This is a genomic window from Xanthomonas campestris pv. campestris str. ATCC 33913, from assembly GCF_000007145.1.
GTDB classification, from domain to species: Bacteria; Pseudomonadota; Gammaproteobacteria; order Xanthomonadales; family Xanthomonadaceae; genus Xanthomonas; species Xanthomonas campestris.
Genome location: NC_003902.1, coordinates 3995836 through 4015401 on the forward strand (window position 1 = coordinate 3995836; position 19566 = coordinate 4015401).

General features: G+C 65.7%; 16 protein-coding genes. 9 read left to right on the plus strand and 7 right to left on the minus strand.

Going from position 1 to position 19566, the window contains the following annotated elements; all coding sequences use genetic code 11:
• Positions 1-30 precede the first annotated feature (30 nt).
• Entirely contained in the window at positions 31-771 is a 741-nt protein-coding gene (gene phbB, locus XCC_RS17395; protein WP_011038453.1) for an acetoacetyl-CoA reductase, read from the plus strand.
• 367 nt (positions 772-1138) lie between these two features.
• Positions 1139-2170, plus strand: a complete 1032-nt coding sequence (locus XCC_RS17400) for a LacI family DNA-binding transcriptional regulator (protein WP_011038454.1) — start codon at positions 1139-1141, stop codon at positions 2168-2170.
• Positions 2171-2397: 227 nt separating this feature from the next.
• Here XCC_RS17400 and XCC_RS17405 read toward each other — a convergent pair whose 3' ends face one another.
• Positions 2398-3717 (minus strand): MFS transporter, encoded by a 1320-nt coding sequence (locus XCC_RS17405; protein ID WP_011038455.1) that lies wholly within the window; start codon positions 3715-3717, stop codon positions 2398-2400.
• Positions 3718-3982: 265 nt separating this feature from the next.
• On the opposite strand from XCC_RS17405, the gene XCC_RS17410 reads away from it, so the two are divergent.
• Both XCC_RS17410 and XCC_RS17415 read left to right on the plus strand, forming a co-directional pair.
• Entirely contained in the window at positions 3983-6439 is a 2457-nt protein-coding gene (locus XCC_RS17410) for a TonB-dependent receptor (protein ID WP_016944417.1), read from the plus strand.
• 36 nt (positions 6440-6475) lie between these two features.
• Positions 6476-8386: an amylosucrase gene (locus XCC_RS17415; protein WP_029216948.1), complete on the plus strand. Its 1911-nt coding sequence runs from the start codon at positions 6476-6478 to the stop codon at positions 8384-8386.
• 294 nt (positions 8387-8680) lie between these two features.
• On the opposite strand, the gene XCC_RS17420 is transcribed toward XCC_RS17415, so the two are convergent.
• From XCC_RS17420 to XCC_RS17435, 4 genes are all read right to left on the minus strand, one after another.
• Positions 8681-9361: a type 1 glutamine amidotransferase domain-containing protein gene (locus XCC_RS17420; protein ID WP_011038458.1), complete on the minus strand. Its 681-nt coding sequence runs from the start codon at positions 9359-9361 to the stop codon at positions 8681-8683.
• A gap of 102 nt (positions 9362-9463) precedes the next feature.
• A complete protein-coding gene (locus XCC_RS17425) occupies positions 9464-10726 on the minus strand; it encodes a flavohemoglobin expression-modulating QEGLA motif protein (protein WP_011038459.1) in 1263 nt (420 codons plus the stop codon).
• Positions 10726-11817: a ribosome small subunit-dependent GTPase A gene (gene rsgA / locus XCC_RS17430; protein ID WP_011038460.1), complete on the minus strand. Its 1092-nt coding sequence runs from the start codon at positions 11815-11817 to the stop codon at positions 10726-10728. The genes XCC_RS17425 and rsgA overlap by 1 nt, the downstream gene beginning before the upstream one ends.
• 211 nt (positions 11818-12028) lie before the next feature.
• On the minus strand, positions 12029-12646 hold the full coding sequence (locus tag XCC_RS17435) for a hypothetical protein (RefSeq protein WP_228422459.1): 618 nt from the start codon (positions 12644-12646) through the stop codon (positions 12029-12031).
• A gap of 211 nt (positions 12647-12857) precedes the next feature.
• Here XCC_RS17435 and XCC_RS17440 point away from each other — a divergent pair, with 211 nt between their 5' ends.
• The 3 genes from XCC_RS17440 to XCC_RS17450 are packed head-to-tail and all read left to right on the plus strand — an operon-like array spanning position 12858 to position 15481.
• The gene (locus XCC_RS17440; RefSeq protein ID WP_011038462.1) at positions 12858-14129 is read left to right on the plus strand and encodes a pyridoxal phosphate-dependent aminotransferase; all 1272 of its coding nucleotides are present in this window, start codon (positions 12858-12860) and stop codon (positions 14127-14129) included.
• Positions 14129-14752, plus strand: coding sequence for an SGNH/GDSL hydrolase family protein (locus tag XCC_RS17445; RefSeq protein WP_011038463.1), 624 nt, complete (start codon positions 14129-14131; stop codon positions 14750-14752). Before XCC_RS17440 ends, XCC_RS17445 begins: the two co-directional genes overlap by 1 nt.
• Before the next feature lie 57 nt (positions 14753-14809).
• Positions 14810-15481, plus strand: a complete 672-nt coding sequence (locus XCC_RS17450; protein ID WP_011038464.1) for a class I SAM-dependent methyltransferase — start codon at positions 14810-14812, stop codon at positions 15479-15481.
• A gap of 368 nt (positions 15482-15849) precedes the next feature.
• Here the strand turns inward: XCC_RS17450 and XCC_RS17455 are convergent, their stop codons facing one another.
• Positions 15850-16626 (minus strand): polysaccharide deacetylase family protein, encoded by a 777-nt coding sequence (locus XCC_RS17455; protein ID WP_011038465.1) that lies wholly within the window; start codon positions 16624-16626, stop codon positions 15850-15852.
• 60 nt (positions 16627-16686) lie between these two features.
• Here XCC_RS17455 and grxD point away from each other — a divergent pair, with 60 nt between their 5' ends.
• Together grxD and XCC_RS17465 are read left to right on the plus strand one after the other, a co-directional pair.
• Positions 16687-17613, plus strand: a complete 927-nt coding sequence (gene grxD, locus XCC_RS17460) for a Grx4 family monothiol glutaredoxin (protein WP_011038466.1) — start codon at positions 16687-16689, stop codon at positions 17611-17613.
• A 100-nt stretch (positions 17614-17713) separates the two neighbouring features.
• Positions 17714-18583 (plus strand): hypothetical protein, encoded by an 870-nt coding sequence (locus XCC_RS17465; protein ID WP_011038467.1) that lies wholly within the window; start codon positions 17714-17716, stop codon positions 18581-18583.
• A gap of 332 nt (positions 18584-18915) precedes the next feature.
• On the opposite strand, the gene XCC_RS17470 is transcribed toward XCC_RS17465, so the two are convergent.
• Positions 18916-19482, minus strand: a complete 567-nt coding sequence (locus XCC_RS17470; protein WP_019237272.1) for a DUF924 family protein — start codon at positions 19480-19482, stop codon at positions 18916-18918.
• Between the last annotated feature and the right edge of the window lie 84 nt (positions 19483-19566).

Consider the following 19566-nt stretch of genomic DNA (forward strand, 5'->3'; position numbering starts at 1 on the left):
CCCATTCCCAACTCCGAAGGAGTTCAAGCAATGACGCTTCGCATCGCATACGTCACCAGTGGCATGGGCAGTGTGGGTACTGCGATCTGCCAGAAACTGGCGCGCACCGGGCACACGGTGGTGGCCGGGTGTGGTCCTAATTCGCCGCGCAAATCGGCGTGGCTGCGTGAGCAACGCGAGCTCGGGTTCGACTTCGTTGCCTCCGAAGGCAACGCCGCCGATTGGGATTCCACCATGGCTGCGTTTGCCAAGGTCAAGGCGGAGGTCGGCGAGATCGATGTGCTGGTCAACAACGCCGGTGGCAGCCGCGACACGCTGTTCCGCCAGATGAGCCGCGACGACTGGAATGCGGTGATTGCCAGCAACCTGCATTCGCTGTTCAACATCACCAAGCAGGTGGTGGACGGCATGACCTCGCGCGGCTGGGGGCGCATCGTCAACATTGGGTCGGTCAGCGCGCACAAGGGCCAGATCGGGCAGATCAACTTCGCCACCGCCAAGGCGGCCATGCATGGGTTCAGCCGTGCGCTGGCGCAGGAAGTGGCCTCGCGCGGTGTCACCGTCAACACCATTTCGCCCGGCTATATCGCCAGCGCTTCCATCAGCAATTTCCCACCGGATGTGCTGGACCGCCTGGCCACCTCGGTGCCGGTGCGCCGGCTCGGCAAGCCGGCCGAAGTGGCCGGCCTGTGCGCATGGCTGGCCTCCGACGACGCCGCGTATGTGACCGGCGCGGACTATGCGGTCAACGGCGGTTTGTACATGGGCTAGTGCGCCATGCACGTGCTGCGCTGCTGCGTGGAGGCTGGCATCCATCACGCGCAGCGCAGCGATGCACCTGGCGACGCAGCAGTGCGTATAGCCGCCCGTGCTGCGGCCGCCTCCCGCGCATGCAGCAACGTTTGGCACCCCTTCCCCTTGCACGCCACAGCCCAACGCGCTCCGTTTCATGCCCTGCATCACTCCCCACAGGCACCGCGCCAACCCGCCGCAATGCCTGAGCAAGCCGCTGTTTGCCGACCGTTGTGCGCCCGCGTGGCACCGGCAAATGCCCTGCAAGCGACCGCCACCGCAAGGCCTGCCCGACACGTGGCGTGCACGAACTGATTACACTCTGGCTTTTCCGCAGTGCGGTGCCATGGCCAAACATCCCGAACGCGCCACTCCTGCTGCACGCCCGCAGATGGCCGACATCGCGCGCATGGCGGGCGTGTCCGAGTCCACCGTGTCGCGTGCGCTGGCCGGCAGCCCGGTGGTAGCCGAGCGCACCCGTGCCTACATCAAGCAGATCGCCGCCGATGCGGGGTATCAGGTCGATCCGGTGGCACGCAGCCTGCGCGCCAAGCGCTCCAACACGGTGAGCGTGGCGGTGCCGATGATGCATGCGCTGGACCAGCCGCTGTCGGACCCGTTCCTGATGACCATGCTCGCGCTGCTGGCCGAAGAACTCACCGGCCGTGGTTACAGCATGCTGTTGTCCAAGCTCAATCGGCATCAGGACGGCTGGGTGGAACAACTCGCACGCGGTAGCCGCTCCGATGGCGTGATCGTGCTCGGGCAAAGCTCCGAACATGCCGCGCTGGATGCGGCCGCACGCGATGGCCTGCCGATGGCGGTGTGGGGCAGCCGGATCGACGGGCAGTCCTACATCAGCGTGGGCAGCGACAATTTCCAGGGCGGCGCACTGGCCACCGAGCACCTGATCGCCAGCGGCCGCCGGCGCATCGCCTTCCTGGGCGATGACCAGCTTCCCGAAGTGGCGCCGCGCTTTGCCGGCTACCGGCAGGCGCTGGAGCAGCATGGCCTGGAGTTCGACACGCGCCTGCACGCGCGCAGCCACTTCCTCAGCGAGGACGCCTACCGGCTGACCCGCGCCATGCTCAAGAAGACCGACGCACCCGATGGCCTGTTTGCCGCTTCCGACGTGATTGCGGTCGGCGCGATCCGCGCCCTGGTCGAAGCCGGCCACCGCGTGCCGCAGGACATTTCGCTGGTGGGCTTCGACGATATTCCGCTGGCCGCCTACAGCCAGCCGCCGCTGACCACCGTGCAGCAGGACCTGGGCCTGGCCGCGCGCCTGCTGGTGGACCGGCTGCTGGCATTGATCGCCGGCGAAGCAGTGGACTCGGTGGAGATGCCGGTGAAGCTGGTGGTGCGCGAGTCGGCTTGATTCGGGATTCGGGATTCGGGATTCGGGATTCGGGATTCGGGATTCGGGATTCGGGATCGGGAATCGGGAATCGGGAATCGGGAATCGGGAATCGGGAATCGGGAATCGGGAATCGGGAATCGGGAATCGGGAATCGTAAGAGCGTGCGTCCTGGACGGATTGCGCGCAATCACTTGATGCTGCAATCCGCTTTTTAGCGGCAAAACGTTGCGACACCTTGCTGGCAACTAGGCCGCCACGGCCTTGGGTTTGCGGATGCGTACGCACAACATCGCCACCGCTGCAGCCAACATCAGTGCGCCGGCCAGGCGGATCACGTTGCGCGGGTCGCCGTGCAACAGCGGTTCGTAATACAGCGGCAGGGTCACGATCTGGATCAGCATCGGCAGCACGATGAACAGGTTGAACAGGCCCATGTACACGCCGGTGCGCTCGGGCGGAATGCTGTCGGCCAGCATCAGGTAGGGGTTGCCCATCATGCTGGCCCAGGCCAGGCCAATACCGATCATAGGCAGCAGCAACAACCAACGGTTCTCGATGCCCGGCAATACCCACATGCCCACGCCAGCCGCCAGCAGGCAGGCCGCGTGCGTGTACTTGGGGCCAACGCGCCGCACCACCGGCACCATCGCAAAGGCCGCCAGAAACGCGATGAAATTGTAGAAACCGCCGATCTGCCCGTTGACCAGCCCGGCCTCGCGGAAGCCGTGCGAGTTCGCCTCGGTGGTGCCGAACAAGGTGGTCGACAGCGAAAGCACGATGTACTGCCAGTAGCTGAAGATCGCATACCACTGAAACAGCATCACCGGCGCCAGCTGGCGCATGGTCGGCGGCATGTCGCGCAGGGCGCTGCCGATTTCGCGCAGCGTGGCGCCCAGCCCGGTGCCGGCCTTGCGCATGCGCGCGATCTCCGCCGCGGGCACCACCGGCTCGCGCACGCTGCGCGCGGTGAGCAGGATCGAGGCGGCCGAAAAGCCGGCGCCGATCACGAACGCGGCAATGGTCACGTACGGGATGTGGTGCGCATTGGCCGCGTCCTGGCTCATGCCGAACCACACCAGCAAGGGCGGGGTGAGATAGGCCAGCGTCTGCGCCAGCCCGGTAAAGGCGCTCTGTGTGAGATACCCCAACGGCCGCTGCGGTGGCGCCAGCACGTCGCTGACCAGAGCGCGGTACGGCTCCATCGCGACGTTGTTTGCGGCGTCCAGCACCCACAGCAGGCAGACCGCCATCCACAATGCGGTACTGAAGGGCATCGCCAGCAGGCACAGGCTGCACACCAGCGCGCCGAGCACCATGTAGGGCATGCGCCGACCCCAGCGCGTCACCGAGCGATCGCTCAAGGCGCCGACGAACGGCTGCAGCACCAGGCCGGTGATCGGCCCGGCCAGCCACAGGTACGGCAGGCTGGCGTGGTCGGCACCCAGGTAGTTGTAGATCGGGCTCATGTTGCTCTGTTGCAGCCCGAAGCTGTATTGCACACCGAAGAACCCGGCATTGAGGGCCAGGATGCGTGCGAAGGAAAGCGGAGGAGCGGTCGACGACATACAGGGTCCAGGCATCGGTGCGGCTCCCAGTGGCCGCAGCGCACTCTACCCTGGTCGCTTTGCAATCGATTGTAACGCTGCGCCGCAGCACGGACGCTCGCCCGCTTGTCCATCTTTGGTTATCGCAAAAAATGCTGCAACGCAGGATTGCAATCGATTGCATTAGGGCGTATCACTCCGCTCGCACTGCAGGCCACCCGGCCATCCCTGGGAGGGGACGACGCAGGGCGTCGACACACCACCACCCGTGAGAGAGAGAATCGCGATGTCCACCTTGCACACCCTGCGCCTGCACGCTTTGGCCTGCGCGGTCACCACCTGCCTGTGCGCGCCGCTCGCGCTGGCCCAGGACGCCACCCCGCCCGCACCCGCCACCCCGCCGGCCGCCGACAGCGCCGCGGTCAACCTGGACTCGGTGTTCGTCACCGGCACCTCCACCGCCACCACCAAGCTCAAGTCCAGCGTGTCGGTCAGCACCGTGGGTGCGGAGGCGATCGAGCAATCGGCCCCGCGCAGCACTGCAGAAATCTTCCGCAACATTCCCGGTATCCGCTCCGAGTCCAGCGGCGGCGAAGGCAATGCCAATATCGCCGTGCGCGGCCTCCCCGTGGCTTCCGGCGGCGCCAAGTTCCTGCAGCTGCAGGAAGACGGCCTGCCGGTGATGGAGTTCGGCGATATCGCCTTCGGCAACGCCGATATCTTCCTGCGCTCGGATTTCACGATGGATCGCATCGAAGCGATCCGCGGCGGTTCGGCCTCCACGTTTACCAGCAATGCGCCCGGCGGCATCATCAACTTCATCAGCAAGACCGGCGACACCGAAGGCGGCAGCGTCGGCGTCAGTCGCGGCCTGGACTACGACAACACCCGTATCGACTTCAATTACGGCGCGCCGTTTGCCGAGCACTGGCAGTTCAACATCGGCGGCTTCTTCCGCCAGGGCGACGGTGTGCGCGATGCCGGCTACACCACCGACAAGGGCGGCCAACTCAAGGCCAACCTCACCCGCCTGTTCGAGAACGGCTACGTGCGTGTGTACGGCAAATACCTCAACGACCGTGCCGCCGGCTATTTGCCGGTGCCCACCTCGGTGCGTGGCCGCGACGGCTCGCCGGACCTGGGCGGCTTCCCCGGGTTCGATCCCGGCAACGACACCTTGTACAGCCGTAATTTCCGCACCGATGTTGGCCTGGATGGCAACAACCAGCCGCGCCGCACCGACCTTGGCGACGGCATGCACCCGATCTCCCGCACCATCGGCGCCGAAGCCTGGTTCGACCTGGGCAATGGCTGGAACCTGAGCGATAAATTCCGTATCGCCGACAACAGCGGCCGCTTCGTCAGCCCGTTCCCGGCCGAAGTCACCGATGCCGCCGCGCTGGCATCGTCCATCGGCGGCGCCGGCGCGCAGCTGGTGGAAGCCGGTGGCGCCAATGCTGGCCAGGCCTACACCGGCACGGCCATCCGCACGCATCTGTTCAATGTCGCCATCAACGATCTGGGCAATGTCACCAACGACCTCAGCCTCTCGCGTGAGTTCGGCGGTGACGGCCGCACCCTCAACCTGCGCATGGGCTACTACACCTCGCGCCAGACCATCGACATGGACTGGACCTGGAACTCCTACGTGCAGAGCCTGGGCCGCGACTCGCGCCTGCTCAACGTGGTCGACGCCGCAGGCGTGTCGCGCTCGCAGAACGGCCTGTACGCCTACGGCACGCCGTTCTGGGGCGATTGCTGCATCACCCGCAGCTACGACGTGCGCTACGACGTCAACGCACCGTACGTGTCGCTCACCTTCGACAGCGGCAAGCTCAGCATCGACGGCAGCCTGCGCTACGACATGGGCGATGCGCGCGGCAACTATTCCGGCACCGCCATCGCGCAGAACCTGGACGTCAACGGCGATGGCGTGATCCAGCCGGTGGAGCAGCGCGTGGCCACCGTGGACACCGCCAATGCGCGGCCAGTGGACTACGACTGGAACTACCTGTCGTACTCATTGGGCGGCAATTACCTGATCAACGACGACCTGGGCGCATTCGCACGCGTCAGCCGTGGCGCACGCGCCAATGCCGACCGCCTGCTGTTCGGCGTGATCCGCGACGATGGCTCGGTGACCTCCGATGAAGCGGTCAACGTGGTGCGACAGACCGAAGCCGGCCTGAAGTGGCGCCGCGACGGCCTGAGCCTGTTTGCCACCGCGTTTGCCGCGCGCACCCAGGAGCAGAACTTCGAAGTCACCAGCCAGCGCTTCTTCAACCGTAGCTACAAGGCGCACGGGATCGAGCTGGAAGCCAGCTACCGCTACGAGGGCTTCACCGTCAACGGCGGCGTGACCTGGACCGATGCAGAAATCGCCAGGGACCAGATCACTCCGGAGAACACCGGCAACGTGCCGCGCCGCCAAGCCGACTTCGTGTGGCAGCTCACCCCGAGCTACCGCGGCGACGGCTACCAGTTCGGCGTGAACCTGATCGGCACCACCGAGGCCTACACGCAGGATTCCAACCAGCTGAAGATGCCGGGCTACACGCAGGTGAACCTGTTCGGCGACTACCGCATCACCGATGCGCTCACCGTCGCGTTGAACGTCAACAACCTGTTCAATACGTTCGGGCTGACCGAAGCCGAGGAAGCCACCATTCCGGCCAACGGCATCATCCGCGCACGTTCGATCGCCGGCCGCACCACCAGCCTCAGCCTGCGCTACGACTTCTAAAGGACCCGCGCCGGGCCCTGCCCGGCTTTCCCCATGATCGCTTCCTCCCCCATCGATGCCGCTGCACTGCGCGCCAGCGTTGCCGCCGCACTGGATCCGTCCACTGCCGTAGCAACACTGGCGCGTTTCGATACGCATGCCCCGCGCCTGCTCGACGCGCTGTCCACGCTCTACGGCGACCATGCCGACTACGTCACCTGGTTGCCACAGTGGCTGAGCGCACTGGGCGTGGTCGCACAGGCACGGCCAGCGGCCTTGCGGCACCTCGACGACAGCCGCGCACCGGGCTGGTTCGGCCAGCAGGACATGCTGGGCTACAGCGCCTACGTGGACCGTTTTGCCGGCACGCTGCGCGGTGTTGCCGAGCGCGTTCCGTATCTGCAGGAACTGGGCGTGCGGTATCTGCACCTGCTGCCATTCCTGCGCGCACGCGCCGGCGACAACGACGGCGGTTTTGCGGTCAGCGATTACGGCCAGGTGGAACCGGCCCTGGGCAGCAACGACGATCTGGTCGCACTCACCGCACGCCTACGCGCGGCCAACATCAGCCTGTGCGCAGATTTCGTGCTCAACCACACCGCCGACGACCACGCCTGGGCACAGGCCGCACGCGCTGGCGATACGCGTTATCTCGACTACTACCATCACTTCGCCGACCGCAACGCACCTGACCAGTACGACACCACCCTGGTGCAGGTGTTCCCGCAGACTGCGCCCGGCAACTTCACCTGGGTGGACGAGACCCGGCAGTGGATGTGGACCACGTTCTATCCCTATCAGTGGGATTTGAACTGGAGCAACCCGGCGGTGTTCGGCGAGATGGCATTGGCGATGCTGGAGCTGGCCAATCTGGGCGTGGAAGCGTTCCGACTCGATTCCACGGCGTACCTGTGGAAACGCCCGGGCACCAACTGCATGAACCAGCCCGAGGCGCACACCATCTTGGTGGCATTGCGTGCCGTGGCCGACATCGTGGCGCCCTCGGTGGTGATGAAGGCCGAAGCCATCGTGCCGATGGCGGAGCTGCCGCCCTACTTCGGCAGCGGCGTGCAGCGCGGGCACGAGTGTCACCTGGCCTATCACAGCACGCTGATGGCGGCTGGCTGGTCGGCACTGGCCCTGCAACGCGGCGACATCCTGCAGGACGTGATCGCGCACAGCCCACCGCTGCCGCCCAACTGCGCCTGGCTCAGCTACGTGCGCTGCCATGACGACATCGGCTGGAACGTGTTGCAGCACGAGGCCGCCGGCACTGCCGCGCAACCGCCGTTCTCGCTGCGCGAAGTGGCGCAGTTCTACGCCAACGCCGTGCCCGGCAGTTACGCGCGCGGCGAAAGTTTCCAGAGCAGCGGCGATGGCGTGCATGGCACCAATGGCATGAGCGCGGCATTGGTGGGCGTGCAGGCTGCGCACGAACACGCCGATGCGGCGGCGGCCGCCCGTGCGGTGGATCGCCTGGTGTTGCTCTACGCCGTGTCGCTGGCGATGCCGGGTGTTCCGCTGATCTACATGGGCGATGAACTCGCGCTACCCAACGACACCGCCTACCTGGACGATGCGCAGCGACGCCACGAAGGACGCTGGCTGCATCGCCCGGCGATGGCGTGGGAGCTGGCCGCGCAGCGGCATGACGCCTCCACGTTGGCAGGTACGGTGTACACGCGCTTGCGTGCATTGATCCGGCTGCGTGCGGGCCTGCCTGCGCTGGCTGCCACGCAATCGCTGGGCAGCGTCGCCCTCGGTGATGCCCGGCTGTTTGCACTGACGCGTGGCGACAGTTTCCTGGCGGTGCACAATTTCAGCGACGTGCCACTGCCGGTGGATCTCACCCAGACCGGACATGCCCTATGGGCTGTGCTGGACACCGACGGCACTGGCGATGCGCCCGAACCGCATACGGAGCTGTTGCTTCCGGCCTATGGCGTGCGCTGGTTGCAGCGTCGTTGAATCATGGGTTGATCTAGACCGCACTCGGCAAAGCTGCCGTGGTGCGCGTCGCGTGTCGATGCTTGATGCGCGAGGTACTGGAGTGCCTCGCCGACTCGACGCCCGCGCTTCGTCATACGACGCGGTTTCGCACTCAGCAACGCTGCATTGCAGCGTGTACATCGGCAATAAAAAAGCACGCCGGTCAGGGCGTGCTTTTTCTCATCGCATCTGCTCGACCTGACGACCACGAAGGCCGCGCCGCCGCACAGATGAGTTGCTGCGCTGGCGCGTTTCCGCGCCAGCAGCTGCATCTCAGCGCTTGCCCAGGCTCAACAGCGTTTCCGCAGTCTTCTCGGACGAAGCCGGGTTCTGGCCAGTCACCAGCATGCCGTCGGTAACCACATGCACGCCCCAGTCGGCGCCCTTTTCATACTGGCCACCAAGCTCGATCAGCACGTCTTCCACCAGGAACGGCACGATCTTGGTCAGACCCACGCCCTCTTCTTCGCCGTTGGTGAAGCCAGTGACGCGGCGACCATTGACCAGCGGCTTGCCGCCTGCGCCCTTGACCCGACGCAGCGCGCCCGGTGCGTGGCAGACCAGACCATGTGGCTTGTTGGCAGTGGCGAACGCTTCGATCAGCGCGATCGAGTGCGCGTCTTCGGCCAGATCCCACAGCGGGCCATGACCACCCGGATAAAACAGCACATCGAACGTGTCTGCCTGGATGTCGGCCAGGCGGTGCGTAGTTGCCAGCGCCTGCTGCGCATCGGGATCCTGCTTGAAGCGCTTGGTCGCCTCGGTCTGCGCGTCGGGCTCGTCACTCTTCGGGTCCAGCGGCGGCTGGCCGCCCTTCGGCGAGACCAGGGTGATCTGCGCGCCTGCGTCCTTGAACACGTAGTAGGGCGCGGCGAATTCTTCCAGCCAGAAGCCGGTCTTCTTGCCGGTATCGCCCAGCTGGTCGTGGGAGGTGAGCACCATCAGAACATTCATTGGATTGCCTTGGGTTATCGCCCCGGACTCGGGCAAGGCGGCCAGTCTGCGATTCAGCCCGTTGCAGCGCCGTGTAGAGTGCGTGGGCGCCGCGCGCACGGTTCAGACATTCATCGCCGGCGGCTGCAGCTGATCCATGCGGATGCGGTTGGCAAATAGCGAGAACGCCAGCATGCCGGCCAGCCCGCTGACACGGCTCACCCACGGCGGCAGCCAGCGTGGCGCCACCAGTACACCGCTTTCGAACAGCGGTGCAAAGCGCGCCACATCGCCCAGCGCCATCTTGCCCGCGAACAAATACCGGCAGCGCTGCAACTGATCGCGCTGCAACGCATGCCGGAAGAACGTATGCACCGCCACCAGCCCGCGCAGGTACACCGTGTCCTTGGTGAAGGCACCGCCACCGCTGGTCGGCACGCCGCGGAACACGCGCTGCGCAGAGGAAAAACTTTCCAGCGGGCTTTGCCCGCTCTCGGTGAAATAGCGAAAGATCTCGATGAAATCGGCACCGGAGCGCGCCATCGCAATCGCTTCGATGCGCAGGCTGATGCGCTTCATGCGTTCGATGTCGATGCTGCCGGTGATCTGCTCGGCAAACGTCGCCAGGCCTTCCTGCGTGGCGGTGGTGCGTGGCGAAGAAATCCCCAGGCTGGGCAGGTGCAGCTGCGCACGCCCGTTGAGCGCCGTGAGCGAGTGCACCAATGCTTCGTGATGGAACAACTGCGCGCGATCGTAATCGCTGAAGGTCGCGCCGCTGCGCAGCCGGATGCGGTGCGCACCGGCCGCGGCCTTGGCCAGCAGGTCCGGGTCCAGCGTCACGGTGATCACGCGGCCTTCGAAAAACGCATCCAGATCGTTCTGCAACTGCATCCGCAACGCGGTGGCCGACACCGGCACCTGTTCTTCCGGCGCCAGCAATTCACGGTCCAGCTCCTGCGCGATCTGAATGAAGTGCCGCGCAGCCTCGCGCGTGCTCGGCCCATTGCCCGGCATCGGGTCGTCCGGCACACCAAACAGCTGTGCCGAGTAATCACTCACCGCTGCGGTGCCCAGCGATTCCAGCAACCCGGCCGCCAGCCCCCAGCTATGCGCCGAATCGATCAAATACGCACCGAGCGGATGCTGCGGGTCGGCGGCCTTCGCAATGACGGCCAGCTCGCGCCGGGTATCGCCAAAATCCAGTACCGGGTACTCCACCTGCGGCAGCTCTGGCTGCCCGCGCGCCACGCTCTGCAGGAAGGGCTCCTGCAAGGCCCGAGGCCAGCTCGCCAACGCGAGCAATTTGACCCCGCGCACGGCCTTGACCAAGCGCGCATCCAGCGCCGCGTGATGGACGATGTCCGGCGGCCCCTTGCGCAATGGCATCAGCGCCGTCCGGGACGATCGACGCTGGCAGGCCGCTTGCCCGAGCCCTTGCCGCGATTGTTCTGCGCAACACGGGTGGCGAGTTTTTCGGCCGCGCTGGCCACTTCCACGCGCAGCTTCATGTAGTTGGCCACGCGCTCCGGGTCCAGCTGATCGGCCTCGATCGCCGCACGCACCGCGCAACCGGGTTCGGCGATATGCGCGCAATCGTTGAAACGGCATTGCGCGGCCAACGCTTCCACATCGGAAAAGCCGCCTTCGGCCAGATCCTCCTCACCGGTGGGCTTGAGCTCGCGCATGCCGGGCGTATCGATCAGACACGCACCCGACGGCAGCGGAATCAACGCCCGATGCGTGGTGGTGTGGCGGCCGCGCGAATCGTTCTCGCGCACCGCGTTGGTCTTCATCTTCTGCGTGCCGAGCAAGGTGTTGGTCAACGTCGACTTGCCCGCGCCGGACGAGCCCACCAGCACCGCGGTGCGGCCATCGCCCAGCCACGGCCGCAGCGCCGCCACACTCTCGGGATCCTTGGCATTGACTGCACGCAACGCGATGTTCTGCGCTTCCAACTCCTCCAGCACCGCTAACGCATCCTCGGCGTATTCGGTCTGATCGGCCTTGGTCAGCACCACCACCGGCTCGGCACCGCCACCGCCAACCAGCAGCAGATAGCGCTCGATGCGGCGCGGATTGAAGTCCGCATCCAGCCCGCACACGATGAACACCGTATCGATATTGGCCGCGATCACCTGCTGGTGGTAATGCTCGCCAGCCGCGCCGCGCTTGATCGAGGTGCGCCGCGGCAGCAAGGCCACGATGCGCTTGCCCTCCATCAACACCCAATCGCCCACCGCCGCCCGCTCATGGCTGGGAAACCGCGGCCGCTGCCATTCCGGCAACGACTCGGCTTTCAGGCTGGCCTCCGGCGTATCGGCCACCACATACCCGGTGCGGTGCTGCTCCACCACCCGCGCTGGCAACGCCTGCGGATGCGCCGCAAAGATCGCCTGCCAAGCCGGGTCCTCGGGAGGGCCAGGCCAGGGCCAGCCAATGGATTGGAGGGTGTGGTAGTTGGGGGATGTGTCGCTCATGTGCGGATTCTAGGCGCTGCAACGGCTTTTGCCACATTCGGCTCAAGGCCAGCGCCCGGGATCAATGCTCCGGACAGGACAGAAGACACTCCGCCAGAGTGCTAGCGCCAGCCGTTGCGCGATCAGCCCCTGAGTTCAACATCCCTACCCGCGTCAACCGCCGCGTCGCCAGCAGCAAAGCGTCCCAACCAGCTTACGTAGGGATGAGCAATTAGCCGCCGGCACCATCCGGATTAAATCGATTCAGTGCAGCCCAAGCGATCATGCACGAGCTGTAGCCAATAACGGCGCCGGCCGCAACGAACACTCCGTATCCAAGGCTAAACACCAGATGAAATTGTCCCAGCATGATCATTGCCCAAACACCCCTGCCTGGCGTTTCGATCGACTCAATTGGAAGGCCCAATATAAGAGCACCCACAAATCCCAGGAAGACGACCATTCCGGAAATCGCGACCAGCAAAGCCTTTGGCCTGTTGTACACCTCAGGAGCATCCGATGTTGAATACTGCCACAGCATAATAAGCGGCGATAACAGCAGCGAAGCCGACATTGTCAAACCATAACCTTCAGACTGCCCTACGGCCGCATCGTAGAAAAGCTTCCATCCAGGGGAAATACAAAAATCAGGCATCCCTAATGCGATTGCGGTTTTGCTGAAGAAGAATGGGACAAGAAAAAAGATCCAGGGAAATGATCCACTCCATCTTTCCAGCCAACTCATTTTCACTTCCATTGAAATCCCCATGCATTGGCGCAGACCCGACAAGTGCGCCAGCGGCCCGCAGGGCATTCTGACGTAGAGCCATGGCATCAATCCATCAGCCACGACAGGCGGATCGCGCGCGCGCCTGGTCGGCCTGAATAAAGACACTGAGGGCCTAGTGAGGCATGTCACTTTTTTATTACGGCCAGGAGGGCTGCCCCTGGCTCTCACCGCCGGCCGGTGACCGGCCTTGACATTGTTGCCAATGCAAGCATGTCCGCCTGTCATATTTCCGCTACCATGCCAAGCCTCACGCCTACAACCGGCCTGCCGTATGTCCACCGCCCCGCAAAAGCCGCTCGCCATCCGCGAGCGCCTGTCCGAAGTCCGCTACGAGATCCGGGGCGAACTGGCGCGGCGAGCGCGGGAGTTGGAGGCGCAGGGCCGCAAGCTGATCAAGCTCAACATCGGCAACCCCGGTGCATTCGGGTTCCGTGCGCCGGAGCATCTGCAGCGTGCGATTGCCGACGACATGGGCCGCACCGATCCCTATACGCATCAGCAGGGCCTGCCGGAAGCACGCGAGGCGATCGCGGCCGCGTATGCGCGCCGCCAGCATCCGGATGCACATCCGGACCGGATCTTTATCGGCAACGGCGTCAGCGAACTGATCGACCTGTCACTGCGCGCCCTGCTGAACCCCGGCGACGAAGTGCTGGTGCCCTCGCCCGATTACCCGCTGTGGTCGGCGGCCACCATCCTCAACGACGGCCGCCCGGTGTATTACCGCTGCGCGCCGGAGAATGGCTTCCAGCCGGACCCGGTGGAAATCGAGACACTGGTGTCGTCGCGCACGCGCGCCATCGTGCTGATCAATCCGAACAACCCCAGCGGCGCCAGTTATTCGCGCGAGTTGCTGGAGCGCATCGTCGCCATCGCGGTCAAGCACAACCTGCTGTTGATGGTGGACGAGATCTACGACCAGGTGCTGTATGACGGTGCGGCGTTTGTGCCGGTGGCACCGCTGGCTGGCGAGCACCCGTGCATCACCTTCAGCGGGCTGAGCAAGGTGCACCGCGCCTGCGGCTGGCGGGTGGGTTGGGCGCTGTTGTCCGGTGAGCAATCGCGCATCAACGATCTGCGCAACGCCATGGACCTGCTCGGCGCGCTGCGCCTGTGCGCGAATGTGCCGGGCCAGTATGCAATCGACGCGGCAGTCAACGGGCCGGACACCATCTCGGCGCTGTGCGCGCCGGGTGGACGCCTGTACGAGACCCGCCGCGCGGTGATCGAAGCATGCGCGGCCAGCTCACATCTGTCGTTGGTTGCACCGGCCGGCGCGCTGTATGCGTTCCCGGCAGTGGTGGGGCCGGCGGCGCGTGCTTTCGACGACCACACCTTCGCGCTGGATCTGATGAACGACGAAGGCGTGCTGGTGGTGCCGGGCTCCAGCTTCAACGTGCCGTATCGCCACCATTTCCGCGTGACGCTGATGCCCGAAGCTGCGGTGATGCGCGATGTGTTTGCGCGCATCGATCGCGCCCTGACGCGACGTGCAGAGGCGGTGACCAAGGTCGTGCCGCTCAAGTCGCGCAGCGTGGCGTGATGGCGGCGGTCGGCCTGCCGCGGCGCTATCTGGCGCTGGGCGACTCCTACACCATCGGCGAGGGCGTCGCCGCCGAGCAGCGCTGGCCGGAGCAACTGGCCGAAGGCCTGCGGGCCTATGGCTGGCCGGTGGCAGCGCCGCAACTGATCGCCACCACCGGCTGGACCACCGACGAGTTGCAGGCCGGGATCGACGCGGCCGCGCCGCAGGGCCCGTTCGATCTGGTGAGCCTGTTGATCGGGGTCAACAATCAGTACCGCGAGCGCACGCTGGACGCCTACCGCGCCGAGTTCGACGATTTATTGCTGCGCGCGATTGGCTTTGCCGATGCGCGTCCCGAACGCGTGGTGGTGCTGTCGATTCCCGATTGGGGGCTGACCCCATTCGCGCGCGCACAAGGACGCGATGCGGCCCTGATCGCCGCACAGATCGATGCATTCAACACGGTGGCCGCCGAACGCTGCGCGGCACGCGCGGTGCGCTTCATCGACATCACCGCCACCAGCCGCGACGGCGGCGATGCACCGGACATGCTCGTCGATGATGGCCTGCATCCGTCCGGTGCGATGTATGCGCGCTGGACTGCGCTGGCGCTGCCCGCCGCGCGCGACGCACTCAGCTAGCCGCGTTAGACGCCTCACTGCCAAGGACCGACATTGCACACCACCGCCACCCAACCCATGAGCCGCCCGCAGGCGCTGGCGATCGCACGCGCATTTCTGCCGCCGCATCCGTTGGGTAACCGCTACGACTACTACTACACGCAGGCCAAGCTGCGCACCGACCCGCTGTATCCCGGCGTATTGGCAGAGCTACGCAGCACCACCGCGCCGGTGCTGGACCTGGGCTGCGGGCTTGGGCTGCTGGCCCATGCATTGCGCGCCGATGGCCAGACGCTGGGGTATCACGGCGTGGATGTGGATGCGTCCAAGATCCGCCGCGCGCAGCACATCGCGCAGCGCTCGGCGTTGGGCAATACGCAATTCGCCGTGGTCGATCTGAGTGTGGCGTGGCCGCAACACAGTGGCAGCGTCACCATCCTGGACGTGCTGCAGTATCTGCAGGCCGACATGCAGGCCAGCCTGCTGCACAACGTGGCGCAGATGCTGACGCCGGGCGCCAAACTGGTCATCCGCAGCGCGCTGGGCGATGACAGCGGCCGTGGCCGCACCAGCCGTGTCACCGACGTGCTGGCGCACCTGAGCGGCTGGATGCAGCGCATGCCGCGCAGCTATCCCACCCGCGACAGCCTGCAGGCGCAACTGGATGCCGCCGGCCTGCGCGCGACGTTTGCGCCGCTCTACGGCAACACGCCATTCAACAACTGGCTGATCGTGGCCGAGCCGCGCTGAGCCGTGCTGCCGGTCCCCCGCTGCGTTGCGGGGATCGGCGAGCGGCACGTTCTCAATGGAAAATCGTGCGCTCTTGTGCGTATCCGGTTGCGTCGCATCTTTCGTGCTGACGCAGTACGTAGCGATGGACGTCGGCCTGCTACGGCTTCCGTAAGGAAGAATGCATTTTCAAATGCCATCGGCCAGGGCCTTGGAGCTGCCGCCGAAAATGCATTGCCGAAGCATGCGATCGCCTCCCCCATGACGTGACCTGCAAACTCAGCTCCATCAGACGTCGGCCGAACAGCGCCGTCATGAATGGCACTGCGCACGCCTTGCGCATGCGTCGCCGTGTTCCGCGAGAACGGATTTGCAACACAGCCGCGCCGTCAATCCGGGCGCCGCGCGACCAACCCACGCGCCTGCATCGCCTCGAGCACGCCGCGCAGGATGGTGACGTTGTGGCCGTGCGCGGCGCCTTCGTGCAGCAGCACGATGGCGCCCGGGTCAAGGCTGCGCACGATGCGCGCCACCGTGGTGTCGGGTTCGCAGCGCACGCCGTCGAAGCCGCGTGCACTCCAGGCCACGCGTGTCAGGCCGTGCTCACGCAGCGCGGCCGCAACGAATGGGTTGGTCATGCCTACCACCGAGCGGTACAGCCGCGGTGCCTGGCCGGTGATGTCCGCCAGCGCCTGTTGCGCGTCGCCGATCTCGCGCGCCATGCGGCGCGGGCCCAGCGCCCAGAACCAGGCCTGCGGATGGCTGTGGCTGTGATTGCCGATGCCATGGCCGCGGCGCACGATTTCGCGCACCAGTTCAGGCCGCTGTGCGGCGCGTTCGCCCACCACGAAGAAGGTGGCGCTGGCGCGGTGCGCATCGAGCAGGTCGAGCATGGCCACGGTGTCGTCGGAAGGGCCATCGTCGATGGTCAGCCACACCTGCGGCCCCTGCCCGGGCAAACGCGACACCACCGGCGCGTACAGGCGTGCGCGCGGCAAGAACACCGGCGCAACGAACAATGCATGCGAGAGCAGCAACGCTGGCAGCCCCCAGGCCCAGCCCAACCGCCACCACAGCAGCGCCACGGCCAGCTGCGAGACGGCCAGCCAGCCGACCCAGCGGTACGGGCGCGAGGGGATGCGATACAGCGTTTCCAGCGTGGTCATGCCTCATGATGCCACGGGGCGTAGAATGGTCGGCCTCCACGATCTGACCGAAGTGCTGCCATGTCCCTCGATCCCGCCCTGCGTTCCCGCATCGATACGCTGCTGCAATCCAACCGCGTGGTCCTCTTCATGAAAGGCCAGCCCGGCATGCCGCAGTGCGGCTTCTCGGCCAAGGCCATCGGCGTGCTGGACGGCCTGGGCATCGACTATGCCCACGTCAACGTGCTGGCCGACCAGGAAATCCGCGAAGGCATCAAGGCCTACGGCGACTGGCCGACCATTCCGCAGCTGTATGTGGATGGCGAGCTGATCGGCGGCAGCGACATCATCGTGCAGATGGCCGACAGCGGCGAGCTGAGCAGCATGCTCGGCCTGCAGGCACCGGACCGCAGCCCGCCCAAGATCACCATCACCCCGGCTGCGGTCGAGATGCTCAAGGGTGCGTTGGCCGATGCACCGGATGCCTCGCTGACGCTGGCCATCGATGCCAATTTCCAGCCGAACTTCCAGCTGGCGCCAACCAACCCGAACGCTATCGCCGCCGAGTCCAACGGGCTGCGCGTGCAGTTCGACCTGGCCAGCGCGCGCCGCGCCGACGGCATCACCATCGACTGGGTGGACGACATCCGTGGCCGCGGCCTGGCCATCGACAACCCCAACGCGCCCAAGCCGGTGCAGGAGCTGGCGGTGCGCGATGCCGACGACCGTCTCAAGGCCGGTACGCTGACTGTGGTGGACGTGCGCCCGGCCGATGAGCGTGCGCTGGCTACGGTGGCAGCGCCGTTCCGCACCCTGGACGCACACGAGCGCCTGGAGATCGAGCAACTGCCCAAGGACACCCCGCTGGCGTTCCTGTGCCACCGCGGCGGGCGTAGCCTGCAGGCGGCCGAGCATTTCCGCGGCCTGGGCTTTACCAACGTCTACAACGTCACCGGCGGCATCGATGCCTGGTCGGACGCGGTGGACAACGGCGTGCCCAAGTACTGAGCACGCCGGGTGGCCACGCACGGCCGCCGTAACACCCAAACGGGCGCTCCCATGGAGCGTCCGTTTTTTCATGCCTCCCATCACAAGGACACCGATGCGCATGCACTGCCGATTGCTTTCCCTCGCCCTCACCGCCCTGCTGCCGCTGGCCGCCCACGCCGCCGCACCGCCGCGCGCGGTGATGCTGGTGCAGACCTACGACACCCAGCCGGCGGATGAGCCGTTCGAATATGTGCCGGTGTGGTTGGGCCGCGGTGTGGTGCAGGAAGCCACCATGCCGCGCTCGCTGATCGGCCAGCCGCTGCAGCTGTTCGATGCAGGCGCCTCCACCGGCGCAGTGCGCCTGACCGCATTGAGCGTGGACGACAACAGCATGTGCGGCGGCACCGCGCGCCTGCGCTTCAAGGGCGCGACATCGCCGACCAGACCGGTCTTGCTGTCGTCGGTAGACCTCAACCCGGGCCAGCGCTTTGCAACGCGCGCGGCCACGCCCACCGAGCAGACCGAGCTGCTCCGCCTGCTTGATGAGAGCGCGCAGCTGCGACAGAAGGTCAAGCCGGCGGCGTTGAACAAGGCGTTGGCGGCATTTGCGGCAGACCGTGCCAACGACGCCGCGTCGCTACAGATCTTCACCGATGCGCGCGCACCGCAACGCCGCGTGGCCGTGCTCACCCAGAGCCACCCCACCCAGACCGGCAACACCGAAAGCCCCACCGGCGTGCTCACGGTGTTCGCCCTGCTGGAGCACACCGGCCAGCGCTGGCAGCTGCGCCAGGGCAACGCCGAGAATGGCTGCGACGACTGCGAAGGCCTGCCACGCAGCACGCACTTGCTGCAGTTCGGCGACATCGACGGCAACGGCACGCTGGACTTCGTGCTGTCTGACAGCGGTTATGAAACCTACGGGTTCTATCTACTGCTGGGCGAAGGCGACCGCTGGCAGAGCGAGACCTTGATGGGCGGCTGCTGAGGCATCGAACGCGTGCAGGGAGGCCTCTGTCGATGCATGAAAACGCGTGATTGGCTTGGGCGCGCGCAGATCAGCCCTGCGTGCGTCCATCCACGCGATTGCGTTGAGGTGCAGACAACGCGATCTGCTCAGTCATCAGCATCTCTCAGAATCGGCTAGGCGCGCACGTATCAACACTGCGTGCGCCCACGCGTGCGACTGCTCTCAGATCCAGACGCACGCGATCCGGGCAGTCAACACTGTCTTCAGCGCCTGCTTCAGCGCCTGCGCGCAGATGCCAGGCTCGCCGTCATACCCAAGTGGGGGCAGCGCACGCCGCACTCATCAACCGCCTAACCGGCAAACCCACCTTCGTCGAGAAACTGTTGCTCTTCGACGGTGTTTTCCCGTCCCAGCACGGCATTGCGATGCGGGAAACGACCGAAGCGCTGAATGATCTGCTGGTGCTCCAGCGCATAGCGCGTGGTCTCGGCGTCACCGAGCGCGGTGATCAATGTCACCGAGCGTGCCTGCTCCTGCAACTCCTCCGCATGCTCGAATGGCAGATAGAAGAACAGACGCAATTGCGCTGACACCTGCTGGTCGAAGCCGCGTGCAATGGCCTGCTTGGCGTAGAACAGCGCCAGGCCGTCGGTGGCATAGGCGTGCGCACTGCCCCGGAATGCATTGCGCGGAATCTGGTCGAGCAGCAACAACAAGGCCAGCGCATCTTCGGCGCGGGTCATCCAATCGGCGTACTCGCCCCGTGCCGCGGCAAAATGCTGCTCGCTGAAATGCTGGCGCACGTTGGCGTCGAAGGCGTCGTTGCGGGTAAACCAGCGCGCCTCGCCGGCCAGTTCCCAGAAAGCCAGCACCACATCGGCCTGTTTGTTGCGTTCGGTTTTGGCAATCATCGACATTCTCCCCAATGAATACGGCACAGCATGCGCCTGCAGGCGTGATGAGCCCGCTGCGCCGCGACCATCAGCACTTGGCAAGCGCGC

Coding starts and splice junctions, on each gene's coding strand:
- phbB (WP_011038453.1), top strand. CDS start 31: ATGACGCTTCGCATCGCATACGTCACCAGTGGCATGGGCAGTGTGGGT.
- XCC_RS17445 (WP_011038463.1), top strand. CDS start 14,129: ATGGCGGCGGTCGGCCTGCCGCGGCGCTATCTGGCGCTGGGCGACTCC.
- XCC_RS17450 (WP_011038464.1), top strand. CDS start 14,810: ATGAGCCGCCCGCAGGCGCTGGCGATCGCACGCGCATTTCTGCCGCCG.
- XCC_RS17410 (WP_016944417.1), top strand. CDS start 3,983: ATGTCCACCTTGCACACCCTGCGCCTGCACGCTTTGGCCTGCGCGGTC.
- rsgA (WP_011038460.1), bottom strand. CDS start 11,817: ATGAGCGACACATCCCCCAACTACCACACCCTCCAATCCATTGGCTGG.
- grxD (WP_011038466.1), top strand. CDS start 16,687: ATGTCCCTCGATCCCGCCCTGCGTTCCCGCATCGATACGCTGCTGCAA.
- XCC_RS17425 (WP_011038459.1), bottom strand. CDS start 10,726: ATGCCATTGCGCAAGGGGCCGCCGGACATCGTCCATCACGCGGCGCTG.
- XCC_RS17400 (WP_011038454.1), top strand. CDS start 1,139: ATGGCCAAACATCCCGAACGCGCCACTCCTGCTGCACGCCCGCAGATG.
- XCC_RS17465 (WP_011038467.1), top strand. CDS start 17,714: ATGCACTGCCGATTGCTTTCCCTCGCCCTCACCGCCCTGCTGCCGCTG.
- XCC_RS17405 (WP_011038455.1), bottom strand. CDS start 3,717: ATGTCGTCGACCGCTCCTCCGCTTTCCTTCGCACGCATCCTGGCCCTC.
- XCC_RS17455 (WP_011038465.1), bottom strand. CDS start 16,626: ATGACCACGCTGGAAACGCTGTATCGCATCCCCTCGCGCCCGTACCGC.
- XCC_RS17420 (WP_011038458.1), bottom strand. CDS start 9,361: ATGAATGTTCTGATGGTGCTCACCTCCCACGACCAGCTGGGCGATACC.
- XCC_RS17440 (WP_011038462.1), top strand. CDS start 12,858: ATGTCCACCGCCCCGCAAAAGCCGCTCGCCATCCGCGAGCGCCTGTCC.
- XCC_RS17470 (WP_019237272.1), bottom strand. CDS start 19,482: ATGTCGATGATTGCCAAAACCGAACGCAACAAACAGGCCGATGTGGTG.